10 protein-coding genes and 1 tRNA gene are annotated in these 11,574 nt (G+C 59.7%); 7 read left to right on the top strand and 4 right to left on the bottom strand.

What is annotated here, in order from left to right; genetic code table 11:
* The 6 genes from WBF74_RS02100 to WBF74_RS02075 form a co-directional block, all read left to right on the top strand.
* On the top strand, positions 1-779 hold a 779-nt coding region (locus WBF74_RS02100), incomplete at its 5' end, for a thiolase C-terminal domain-containing protein (protein WP_424434443.1).
* Positions 780-797: 18 nt separating this feature from the next.
* Positions 798-1,496 carry a VOC family protein gene (locus tag WBF74_RS02095; protein WP_424434440.1) on the top strand — a complete coding sequence of 233 codons (699 nt, stop codon included), beginning with the start codon at positions 798-800 and terminating at the stop codon, positions 1,494-1,496.
* 80 nt (positions 1,497-1,576) lie between these two features.
* On the top strand, positions 1,577-2,185 hold the full coding sequence (locus WBF74_RS02090) for a glutathione S-transferase family protein (RefSeq protein ID WP_424434437.1): 609 nt from the start codon (positions 1,577-1,579) through the stop codon (positions 2,183-2,185).
* Between the two features lie 36 nt (positions 2,186-2,221).
* Positions 2,222-3,067: a TauD/TfdA dioxygenase family protein gene (locus WBF74_RS02085; protein ID WP_424434434.1), complete on the top strand. Its 846-nt coding sequence runs from the start codon at positions 2,222-2,224 to the stop codon at positions 3,065-3,067.
* 103 nt (positions 3,068-3,170) lie between these two features.
* Positions 3,171-3,992, top strand: a complete 822-nt coding sequence (locus tag WBF74_RS02080) for an outer membrane lipoprotein-sorting protein (RefSeq protein WP_424434431.1) — start codon at positions 3,171-3,173, stop codon at positions 3,990-3,992.
* Between the two features lie 27 nt (positions 3,993-4,019).
* On the top strand, positions 4,020-5,243 hold the full coding sequence (locus WBF74_RS02075) for a hypothetical protein (protein WP_424434428.1): 1,224 nt from the start codon (positions 4,020-4,022) through the stop codon (positions 5,241-5,243).
* 2 nt (positions 5,244-5,245) lie between these two features.
* Here WBF74_RS02075 and WBF74_RS02070 read toward each other — a convergent pair whose 3' ends face one another.
* The 4 genes from WBF74_RS02070 to cpdR all read right to left on the bottom strand — a co-directional run bounded on the left by WBF74_RS02070 (position 5,246) and on the right by cpdR (position 10,256).
* Positions 5,246-8,320, bottom strand: coding sequence for an efflux RND transporter permease subunit (locus WBF74_RS02070; protein ID WP_424434425.1), 3,075 nt, complete (start codon positions 8,318-8,320; stop codon positions 5,246-5,248).
* A gap of 13 nt (positions 8,321-8,333) precedes the next feature.
* Positions 8,334-9,449, bottom strand: coding sequence for an efflux RND transporter periplasmic adaptor subunit (locus WBF74_RS02065; RefSeq protein WP_424434422.1), 1,116 nt, complete (start codon positions 9,447-9,449; stop codon positions 8,334-8,336).
* A gap of 233 nt (positions 9,450-9,682) precedes the next feature.
* A tRNA-Val gene (locus WBF74_RS02060) sits at positions 9,683-9,757 on the bottom strand.
* A 136-nt stretch (positions 9,758-9,893) separates the two neighbouring features.
* The gene (cpdR, locus tag WBF74_RS02055; RefSeq protein WP_424434419.1) at positions 9,894-10,256 is read right to left on the bottom strand and encodes a cell cycle two-component system response regulator CpdR; all 363 of its coding nucleotides are present in this window, start codon (positions 10,254-10,256) and stop codon (positions 9,894-9,896) included.
* A 214-nt stretch (positions 10,257-10,470) separates the two neighbouring features.
* On the opposite strand from cpdR, the gene WBF74_RS02050 reads away from it, so the two are divergent.
* Positions 10,471-11,427: an N-formylglutamate amidohydrolase gene (locus WBF74_RS02050; protein WP_424434416.1), complete on the top strand. Its 957-nt coding sequence runs from the start codon at positions 10,471-10,473 to the stop codon at positions 11,425-11,427.
* Positions 11,428-11,574: the final 147 nt, after the last annotated feature.

Below are 11,574 nucleotides of genomic sequence, written 5' to 3'. Positions count from 1 at the left end.
CAAGCCAGCAGGGCCAGTTCGAGGTGCCCTATGGCATCACCAACCCGCCAACCATGTTCACCATCCCTGCCCTTCGCTACATGAAGACCTTCGGCATTACCGAAGAAGACCTTGCCCATGTGGCAGTCGTGCAGCGCGAATGGGCCGCGAAAAATCCGCGCGCGAGCTTCCGCGACCTCATCACGGTTGATGATGTGCTGAACTCGAAAATGATCGCCTGGCCCTTCCGCCTGCTCATGTGTTGCCTCGTGACAGATGGCGGTGGCGCACTGATTCTGACAACTGCAGAGCGTGCAAAGGACTTCCCGCAAAAACCTGTCTACATTCTCGGCACGGGTGAAAGCTGCGAGACGCCGATGATCTCGCAAATGGAAGACTTCACGACCTCCAAAGCTTTCCGCGTTTCCGGCAAGAAGGCTTTCGATGAGGCCGGCATCAGCCATTCGGATGTCGATCACCTCATGATCTATGATGCCTTCGCGCATCTGCCGATCTACGGACTTGAAGATCTGGGATTCTGCGAGCGCGGCGAAGGGGCCGCCTTCATCCGCGAAGGCAACACGCGGCCCGGCGCAAAGCTACCGCTCAACACGAATGGCGGCGGCCTCTCCTACATGCATTCGGGCATGTATGGCATGTATGCGCTTCAGGAAAGCGTGCGCCAGATGCGGGGTATCGCCCCCGCACAGGTGCCAGGCGCGAAAATATCCGTTGCGCATGGTGTGGGCGGCATGTTCGCTTCCTCAGGCACCATCATCTTCTCGAACGAAGCACCATAAGAACAGGGAGAGGCCGATATGGAACTCGCAAAACCGCGCATCGATGTCGGCCTCTTCACGATCAACCTCGAAGCGATGCTCGACTTCTGGCAGAACGAAGTCGGCATCCCCTTCGACCATATGCTGCCGCTCGGCAATGGCCTGCAGCAGCACCGCCATGATCTTCTCGGTTCCGTTCTGAAGATCAATCACGCGCGGAATGAACTGCCCGCCCTTGCGCCTTCCGGCTACCGCGAATTGCTGATTGCGCGCGAAGGGCTCTCACGGCCCCGCTCGCTCACCGACCCGGATGGCAATCGCGTCACACTCGTGCCGCCCGGTCTCTATGGCATCACACGCATCGGCCTGCGGCTCGGCGTGCGGGATGTGAATGCGCATCGCCGCTTCTATGCCATCGCGCTTGGCCTGCCCGATGTGCCGGAACAGGGTGGCGACAGCTTTTACTGCGGTGACAGCGTGATCCTTCTCGAGAAGGCGAGAGATGCCGTGCCCGACCTTCCCTTTGAAGGGCCGGGCTGGCGCTACATCACCATTCAGATTCGCGATGTGGACAGGGAACACGCCGCCATTCTCGCCCGCGGCGGCACGGAAGGCCGCCCGCCGCAAACGCTTGGCAAGGTCGCACGCATTTCCTTCATTCGCGACCCGGACGGTAACTGGATCGAGATGTCGCAACGCGCATCGCTCGTTGGCGCCTTGCCTGAACAGGCAGACTGACATGCCTCCTTCTCTCCGTTAAGCTTTCCCGATTGCTATTGAGACGCCCGGAAAGTGGCGTCATCGCTCAGGGAGAGAACATGCTCAAAATCTACCATGCGAAAAATACGCGCTCTGTCCGCATCATCTGGCTCTGCGAAGAACTGGGTATTCCTTACGATCTGAAGACGCTCGCCTTCTCGCCGGATACGTTGCAGTCGCCCGAATATCTCGCTGTCCATCCGCTCGGAAAAGTGCCTGCCATTGAAGATGAAGGCGAGGTGATGAACGAGTCAGGGGCCATCTCCCAATATCTGCTCGAAAAGCACGGCAATGGCCGCCTTGAGCCGAAGCCCGGCAGCGCGAAGCGCAAGCGCTTTCTCCACTGGTTCCACTTTGCGGAAGCAACGCTGATGGTGCCGATCGGCAATATCGCGCAGCACACGCTCATCCGCCCCGAAGACAAGCGCATTCCGCAAGTCGCCGCCGAAGCGGTGGAGAGCACGAAGAAGATGCTCGCCGTTGTTGAGGCAAACCTCGAGGGCCTCGAATATATTTGCGGCGACGAGTTCACTGCAGCAGATATCATGCTCGGCTATGCGCTGATGCTCTGCAGCCTGTTTGGCCTGCTGACGGATGAGTTCCCGAAGGTGAAAGCCTATTACGAGCGCATCTCCTCACGCCCTGCCTTTGCGAAAGCAACTGCCTGACGGAAGGCAACACGAAAAGCGAGAAAGGCCTGCCCCATGGGATACAAGACCATCACCGTGAAACCGATCTCCGGCGCGCTGGGTGCCGAGATTGAAGGTGTGGATCTCTCCAAGGAGCTTTCCAACGAGACCTTCGATGATATCCATCAGGCCTTTCTCGATCATGTGGTGATCTTCTTCCGCGATCAGCACCTCACCCATGAACAGCACAAAGCCTTTGGCCGCCGCTTTGGCACGCTGAACATCCATCCTTATGTGAAGGGCATGGATGAGCATCCCGAAATCATGCAGATCATCAAGGAGCCGGAAGACCGCATCAATTTCGGCGGCGGCTGGCACTCCGACATGTCCTTCCTTGAGAAACCTGCCCTCGGCTCGATCCTTTATGCGAAGGAAGTACCGCCCTATGGCGGCGACACGCTCTGGGCGAACCAGTATCTCGCTTATGAAACGCTGTCGGATGGCATGAAGAAAATGCTGGAAGGTCTCACCGCCATCCATACGGCGAAGGGCGAATATAGCGAGCGCGGCCATTCCGCCCAGAAGCGACAGTCAATGAATATTGATACGGCGGGCGATGACACGCCTTCCTATGAACATCCCGTTGTGCGCACCCACCCGGAAACGGGGCGGAAGGCGCTCTATGTAAACCCCGCTTTCACGGAACGCTTTTCGGGGATGACGAAGCGCGAAAGCCGCCCGCTGCTCAACTTCCTTTTCGAGCATTGTACGCAAGAGCCTCTCACCTGCCGCTTCCGCTGGACGCCGAACGCGCTCGCCTTCTGGGACAATCGCGCCGCGCAACATTTCGCGCTGAACGATTACCACGGGTATCGCCGCCACATGGAACGCGTGACGGTGGATGGCGACAAGCCCTTCTGACGCCTGCTGCCCGCGCCGATTAACCGAAGATCAGCTTTTTTCTTGGATCACACGGACAGCAGAGGCATGATCCTCCCCGTGAATCGGAACGGGAGGGGGAAGCGTGACCGGATCATTCGCCAAATTGCTCGCCGCCACGGCAGCCACCTGGGCTCTCTGCACCACCGCCTTTGCTGACGTTACGCTGCCGCCGGAATCCGATCCGGCCGCGCGCGGACTTGCGATTGTCGAGGAAATGGATGCCCGCGATCGCGGCTGGGGCGATGCCTATGCCGACCTGAAAATGGTGCTGACCAATGCCGCAGGCGCAATAAGCGAGCGCCAGCTCCGCTTCACCATGCTGGAGCGCACGGGCGAGAATGAAGGCGATCTGAGCCTGATGGTTTTTGACCGGCCGCTTGATGTGGCAGGCACCGCTCTTCTCACTCATGCCTATGTCGGCAAGCCGGATGACCAGTGGCTCTATCTTCCGGCGGTGAAGCGCGTGAAGCGCATTTCCTCCGCCAATAAATCCGGCCCCTTTGTCGGCAGCGAATTTGCCTTTGAAGACCTCGCCGCGCAGGAGATCGGCAAGTTCACCTATAGCTGGCTCCGCGACGAGCCTTGCGGCGACCGCGAATGCCATGTCGTGGAGCGCGTGCCCGCCTATGAAGGATCGGGCTATACGCGCCAGATCGTCTGGATCGACACAAGCGACTATCTGCTTCGCAAGATCGACTATTACGCCCGCAAATCCTCGCTGCTGAAAACCCTCACCATCAGCGGCTATGAAAATTACCTCGAAGGCATCTGGCGGCCGCGCGAGCTTGAAATGTCGAACCATGAGAATGGCAAGAAGACACAGCTCATCTGGCAGGATTATCGCTTCCGCACAGGACTGACGGAAAATGACTTTGCCCCGGCAAGTCTTGAACGGGCGCGTTGACATCAGCCTGATCCGGGAGCGGGTAACGTGAAACCACGGTATACAGGGAAAGGGCAGATCGCTTACGCCTTCTGCGGAGCGGCGCTGGCTCTCGCCGCCTCACCCGCCGCAGCGGATGAATTCACGCTGCGCGGCTATATCGAGCCGGAGGCGCGCATCTTTACGGAAAGCGCCTCAAGCCCGCGCCAGAAGGATACGGGCCACTCTGTCGCCGCCGAAGCGACCTTTCAGTATCTGCCGGAGAGCAATGACGGCTCTTTCGTCTTCACGCCTTTCGTCCGCCTCGACCAGCGCGACAGCGAGCGCAGCCATTGGGACATTCGTGAAGCGCGCTATGCGCATTATGGCAGCGACTGGGAAATCCGTGTCGGCATCGACAAGGTTTTCTGGGGCGTCACCGAAGCCGTCCATCTAGTCGATGTCATCAATCAGCTTGATCTGATCGAAGACCCGATCAAGCAAGAAGAAAAGCTCGGCCAGCCCATGATCAGGCTGCGCAGCTTTCAATCCTTCGGTACGCTTGAGGCCTTCATCCTGCCGGGCTTCAGGGAGCGCACCTTCCCCGGAAAGGATGGCCGTCCCGCGACCAACATTCCGGTGGACCAGAAGCTCACACAATATGAAAGCGGCGCCAAGGAATGGCGCACCGATCTTGCAGCGCGCTACTCTAACACTTTCGGGGATGTTGATCTCGGCTTTTCCCTGTTTCAGGGGACAGCGCGCGATCCGATCCTCAATCCTGCACTGGATGGAGGCGGCAATCTTGTGCTCGCCCCTTTCTACCCGCTGATGAAGCAGGTATCCCTCGATGTTCAGGCAACCATCGGTCCCTGGCTTTACAAGCTTGAAGGTTTCGGACGGCGCGAGCTTGGTGACAATTACGGCGCGGCCACGGGCGGCATCGAATACACCTTTTACGGCGTTTTCGGCACGGAGGGCGATCTCGGTACCGTGGTCGAATATGCCTATGACACGCGGGGTATGAACCAGCGCAACCCCTATCAGAACGACGCCTTCCTTGCACTGCGCTGGGCGGCCAATGATGCGGCAACAACAAGCATACTCGCCGGCACGGTCGTCGATACGGAAACGGGTGCGCTCGGCTTCCGCTTTCAGGGCGAGCGGCGGCTTGCGGAGAATTATCGCCTCTCCCTTGAGGCGCATCTCTTCTCCAACGTGCCGCAACGCGACCCGACCTATCACGTCGCCGATGACGGCTATGTACAGATCAGGGTCGCGCGCTACTTCTGAGCTTATTCAGCGGGCGCACCGGACGCCGAGGCGAGCTTGGCCTGCTGACGTTTCTCCCGCGCATTTGCGATGAGAAGATAGACCGTCGGCACCACGAAAAGCGTGAGCAGCGTGCCGAAGCTGATACCACCCACAATCACATAGCCGATGGAGCGACGGCTTTCTGCACCCGCACCGGAGGAAAGTGCCAGCGGCAGCGCGCCCAGCACCATCGCACCCGTCGTCATCAGGATCGGACGCAGACGCATGCTCGCCGCCTCGATCACCGCGTCATAGATTGAATTGCCCTTCTCCCGAAGCTGGTTCGAGAACTCGACGATCAGAATGCCATGCTTGCTGATAAGGCCGACAAGCGTGATCAGGCCCACCTGACTATAGATGTTGAGCGTGGTGTTGGTCAGGAAGAGCAGCAGCAAGGCACCCGCAATCGAAAGCGGCACACTGACGAGAATAACAAACGGATCAACGAAGCTTTCAAACTGCGCTGCAAGCACGAGATAGATGAACAGCAGCGCCAGCACGAAAGTCACCATGATCGTGCCGGAAGACTTGACGAACTCGCGCAACTGACCGTCCACATCCGTCTGCGCAACATCGGGCAATATCCGCGCTGCGGTCTCGTCGAGAAAGGTGAGCGCCTCACCCATCGAGAAGCCGGGCGCAAGGTTTGCCGAAATCGTCGCCGCACGAAGCTGGTTGAAGCGGTTGAGCGAGTTCGGCGCAACCGTCTCCTCAACCGTCACGAGGTTGGAAAGCTGCACCATCTCGCCCGTCCTGCCGCGGACATAGATATTGCTGATGTCGCCGGGCGTGCGCCGCTCCTCGTCCTCCACCTGCACGATCACATCATACTGCTTGCCCGCCTGCTCATAACGCGTGATCTGGCGACCACCAAGCAGCGTCTCGAGCGTGCGGCCGACCGTGGCCACATCCACGCCCGCATCCACCACCTTGGCGCGATTCACGGTGATGTCGAGCTGCGGCTTCTGCAATTTGAGGTTCGTGTCGGGATTGACGAAACCCGGATGGTTGCGGATCTCGTGCATCATCTGGTTCACATAGCGTTCGAGATCTTCATAGCTGCTCGATGCCTGAATGACATATTCAACCGGCAGCGAGCGCCCGCTCTGGCCAAGCGAGGGCGGATTGACGGCAAAGGCCATCAGCCCCGGTATGCGGCCAAGCTTCGGCTGCAACGTCTCGACGATCTGCTGCTGTGTGCGACGCCGCTTGTCCCAATGAACGAGGCGCGAGAAGGAAACGAGATCGGTGATCTGCGGAAAACCGGAAACGACGAGATAGCCTGCGACTTCAGGAATATCGACATAGATGGACTCGATCTGTTTCGCATAGCGCGTCGAAAACTCGAGCGTCGCGCCCTGCGGCGCCTGTGCCACGACAAGCAGCGTGCCACGATCTTCAACCGGGGCGAGTTCCTGTTGCAGCAGCATGAAAAGCCCGACGCAGGAAATCGCGACAATGCCCGCTGCCGCAACCACCGCCCCTTGCCGCGAAAGCGCCTTGCGCAGTGCATTCTTGTAGGCACCGTCAATCGCCTCGAGCTGTTCGCGCAACCAGCGCTGCAGGCGGGTTTCCTTCACCTCATGGCGCAGCAGCTTAGAGCAAAGCATCGGCGTCAGCGTCAGCGCAACAAAGCCCGACACCACAACCGCGCCTGCCAGCGTGAGCGCAAACTCCAGAAAGAGCTTGCCCGTGCGGCCTTCGGCGAAGCTCACTGGCGCGTAAACCGCAGCAAGCGTCAGCGTCATCGCGATAACCGCGAAGGTGATTTCCCGCGAGCCTTCAATGGCGGCCTGGAAAGGCGTCTTTCCTTCTTCGATATGACGATAGATGTTTTCAAGCATCACGATCGCGTCGTCCACCACGAGGCCGATGGCAAGCACCATGGCGAGCAGCGAGAGCGTATTGATACTGAAACCCAGCATCAGCATGATGCCGAAGCTGGTGATGAGCGAAATCGGGATCGTCACCACCGGAATGATCGAGGCACGAATGGTGCGCAGGAAAACGAAGATCACCAGCACCACGAGAACAATGGCTTCAAAGATCGTCTCGTAAACCGAGTTGATCGATTCCGCGATGAAGATCGAGGTGTCATAGCCGACAAAGGCGCCCATGCCCGCGGGCAGGGTCGGCGCCAGATCATCCAGCGTCCGGCGCACATTGGCCGCCACGTCGAGCGGGTTCGCAGTCGCCTGCTTCACCACGCCAAGCGAAATGGAAGTCTCGCCATTATAGGTTGCCGAGCGCCGCTCATTGGCGGCGGCCACTTCCACACGCGCTACTTCCTTGAGCCGAATCTGGAAGCCGTCACTTTCCTTGACGACGATCTCCTCAAACTCTTCCGGCGTCTGAAGCGCGGTCTTGGAAACAACGGTGAATTCGCGGTCAAGGCTCTCGATACGGCCCGACGGAATTTCCGCATTCTGGGTGCGGATGGCGTTTTCCACATCCTGCACGGTGAGACCGTAGGCCGCGAGCCTTTCGCGGTCGATCCAGACACGCATCGAATATTCACGGCCACCGAAAATTGCGACCTGCGCCACACCCGGCTGGTTCTGCAACCGGTCCGTTACCACGCGGTCGAGATAGTCGGTGATTTCCAGCGCCGACATGCGATCGCTCTTGAAGGCGATATACATGATGGGCTGCGCGTCAGCCTCAACCTTTGCGATGATCGGTTCGTCAATCTCGTCGGGAAGAAGACCGCGCGTCCGGCCCACACGGTCGCGCACATCGCTCGCCGCCACATCGGGATTGGTTTCAAGCGTGAAGCGCGCCGTCACCTGGCTTTCTTCGGCGCGGCTGGTGGAAGAAAGGACTTCAATGCCCTCGATACCCGCCATCGAATCTTCGAGCGGCTGCGTCACCTCTCGCTCGACAACAGACGCGCTCGCGCCGCGATAGACCGTGGTGACGGTAACAACCGGCTCGTCGATCTCGGGATATTCCCGCACCGAAAGCCGGTCATAGGACACAAACCCGATCAACATGAGGATCAGGCTGACGACCGTTGCGAAGACGGGCTTGCGGATGAAAAGTTCAGAAATATGCATGCCCGCTCCCCGCTTATTCCCCGGCTGCCGGTGAGGGCGCCGTATTTTCTTCCGACGACACGATCTCTACCTCGCCGCCATCCTGCACCTTGAGCTGGCCGGCAAAGATCACGAGCGCACCCGGCTCCACCCCGGAAAGAATCTCGACCTGACCCGGCCGTCTTTCACCGATTTTCACCGGCGTCATCTGCGCTTTTCCGTCCACCACCTGGAATACCGCATTGCCGCCTGCGGGTGAGGCAACGATGGATGATTCCGGCAACAGGATGGAGTCACGCGTATCGACAACAATCTCGATGCGGCCAAAAAGGCCGGGGCGCAGCCTGTCGCCCTCATTGCGGATCAGCGCCCGCACGCTGAGCGAGCGACCATCAATGCTGACGACCGGATCAACGGCACTGATGATCCCTTCATATTCCTCGCCGGGCAGCGCATCGAATGTCACCTTCACGTTCTGACCGCGCTTGACCTGCGTGAGGAAGACTTCCGAAACCTGAAAGTCGATCCGCAGATTGTCCACATCTGCGAGCGTCGCAATATCCTGCCCCGCTGTCAGATACTGGCCGATGCTGACCTGCCGAAGGCCAATAATGCCGGAGAAGGGTGCCGTGATCGTCGCCCGGTCGAGCGCGGTCCTTGCGGCGGCAACTTCTGCTTCTGCCGACTTGAAATCATTGAGCGCCTCATCGCGCGCCCGCGCCGTGCCGGAACCCTGCTTCAAAAGCCGTTCGGCGCGCTGGTAATTCGCCTGCGTCAGCGTCAGCCGCGCTTCTGCCTGCGCAACCCGCGCCTTCAGGTCGCGATCATCCAGCTTGATGACAACGTCACCCGCCTCGATACGCTCGCCATCCTTGAAATCGATGCTGGTGACGATGCCGGTAATTTCGGGCCGCAGCACAATCGCCTGATCCGCCTGCAGCGTACCAAGCGCCGAGACAACAACCTCGATCTCACCCTTCTGCGCCTCGACCACCTCCACCACGGGCGGCGGGAAGCCGAAAGCCTGCTGCCCCGCTATCCGCCCATAGAGGCGATAAAAGAAGACAACAATAATGACAGCGACCAGCAGCGCGACTGCGGCCATCACGATGTTGCGAGGCGAAAGCTTTATCGAAGACAGATTCAGCATGAGATAGGGCTCTTCGGGGTTGTGCCTGTCAGGCAACCTCAGTTTTTGACGGGCCAGGCGCACACGCCCTGCTGGCAACGAAAGGCCGCAGAATGCGGCCTAACTGGATAGGCTATTTGCCCCGGTGCGAAAATGGCAATTTGCCAGCATCCGCCCGCTTTATGGGCAAATGACACAAAATCATTTCGGGTGAGGCACGGGTAGCGCATCCGGAAAATGCGCGGGTCTGGCAATGGTGGGCGTGACAGGGATTGAACCTGTGACCCCTTCGATGTCAACGAAGTGCTCTCCCGCTGAGCTACACGCCCATTGCCATTGGGAACAGGGTGCCCGAAGGCACCTGCCGGATTTTCTCCGGAGGCCGTTCCTATATCGGGGATAATCCTCGATGACAAGTCGGAAAACCCGGCCCGTTTAAGGGGCTAGCCTTTGCCCTCGGGCCGTTCAGGCGGCCGCCATCAGCCGGTCCACTTCCGCCACCAGATCGCGCAGATGGAAGGGTTTGGAGAGAACCTTGGCTTCCGCCGGGGCCGGCACTTCCGGATTGAGCGCCACGGCCGCAAAGCCCGTGATGAACATGATCTTGAGCGTGGGGTCGAGTTCGGCCGCGAGCCGCGCAAGCTCAATCCCGTCCATTTCGGGCATAACGATATCGGTCAGAAGAATGTCGAAGACATCCCGCTTCAGGCAGCGATGCGCCTCATCGCCCTGCCCGAAGGCGACCACTTCATGGCCGGCATTTTCCAGCGCTTTCGCCAGAAAACGGCGCATGGATTCATCATCTTCTGCGAGGAGAATTCGTGCCATCAGCCTGCCCAGCCACTTCCTTGAGAAACCCGCCCTCGAAACCGCCTGTCCACGATAGGGGAAAAGCGATCAATCGGGGTCAAGAATAAGGCTGCGAGTGTAAACAGGGTATAAATTCCGCACCATTTCAGGTCATTCGCCCCGCAAGGCCGCCTCGTGCTATGGTTTGCGGACCAGAACGCGCAACGACCAACCCTCTGCAGCATCCTCCGCAATGGATCTTGTCCCCGACAGACCGACCTGGAAAGCGAAGCGCGGCAATGTCAGCTTCGATCAGGATGAACGCACGCTCTTCGAACACCCCCTGCTGATCGAAAGGCCGGTCCGGCAGACACTTCCTTTTGTTTTCAGCTCTCCCCATAGCGGCAGATGCTACCCGCTGCGCTTTGTAAGCCGCTCCAATCTCGACCCGGTAACGCTGCGGCGCTCGGAAGACTGTTTCGTGGAGGAGCTGTTTGCGGGCGTGGTGGCGCTTGGCGCACCGCTTCTTCAGGCCCGCTTCCCCCGCGCCTATCTCGACGCGAATCGCGAGCCTTACGAGCTTGACCCGACCATGTTTGCCGAGCCCCTGCCGCCCCATGTGAATACGCGCTCGCTGCGCGTCGCGGGCGGTATCGGCACAATCGCGCGGGTGGTCGCTGATTCGGCAGAGATTTACCGCGAGCCTCTCGCCTATGAAGAGGCCGAGCAGCGCATCCGCCACCTCTATATGCCCTTCCATGATGCGCTTCGCGGGCTGCTGGAAGAAACCCATGCCGCTTTCGGCTTTGCGCTGCTGATCGACTGCCATTCGATGCCCTCCGTGGGCGGCCCTGCCGATGATGACAGCGGCGCCAACCGGCCCGACATCGTGCTCGGAGACCGCTATGGCACTTCCTGCGCCAGCAGCATTACCGCAAGGGCGGAGAGTATCCTGCGCGATCTCGGCTATAGCGTGAGCCGGAACAACCCCTATGCCGGCGGCTTCAACACCGAGCATTATGGCACCCCGCCCCGCGGGCTCCACGCCCTGCAAATCGAGATCAATCGCGGTCTTTATATGGATGAGGCCCGGCTGGAGCGCAGCCGCGGTTTCCCCTCGCTCCAGAAGAACATGACGGCCTTTGCGCGGGCCATGGGGGCCGAGGACTGGTCCGCCCTTGAGCCGGAGCGTCGCCGCTCCGCCTTCTGACCCCGCCCCCACGCTTCAGACAAAAAAAGGGCCCTGGCGAACCAGGGCCCAAGTCTAGGGAGGAAACGCCCAGGAAGGGCTGCTTCAGAGGGAGAAAGCTCTCAACCAATGTCGCGATGCACAAGATGACATTGCGCTGCACACAAA

It is taken from the genome of Parvibaculum sp. (assembly GCF_049672805.1).
GTDB lineage: Bacteria > Pseudomonadota > Alphaproteobacteria > Parvibaculales > Parvibaculaceae > Parvibaculum.
Note: the sequence above shows the minus strand (reverse complement) of the source record. Positions and strands in the feature narration are given on the sequence as shown.

Coding starts and splice junctions, on each gene's coding strand:
- WBF74_RS02065 (WP_424434422.1), bottom strand. CDS start 9,449: ATGCTGAATCTGTCTTCGATAAAGCTTTCGCCTCGCAACATCGTGATG.
- WBF74_RS02070 (WP_424434425.1), bottom strand. CDS start 8,320: ATGCATATTTCTGAACTTTTCATCCGCAAGCCCGTCTTCGCAACGGTC.
- WBF74_RS02090 (WP_424434437.1), top strand. CDS start 1,577: ATGCTCAAAATCTACCATGCGAAAAATACGCGCTCTGTCCGCATCATC.
- WBF74_RS02050 (WP_424434416.1), top strand. CDS start 10,471: ATGGATCTTGTCCCCGACAGACCGACCTGGAAAGCGAAGCGCGGCAAT.
- WBF74_RS02095 (WP_424434440.1), top strand. CDS start 798: ATGGAACTCGCAAAACCGCGCATCGATGTCGGCCTCTTCACGATCAAC.
- cpdR (WP_424434419.1), bottom strand. CDS start 10,256: ATGGCACGAATTCTCCTCGCAGAAGATGATGAATCCATGCGCCGTTTT.
- WBF74_RS02085 (WP_424434434.1), top strand. CDS start 2,222: ATGGGATACAAGACCATCACCGTGAAACCGATCTCCGGCGCGCTGGGT.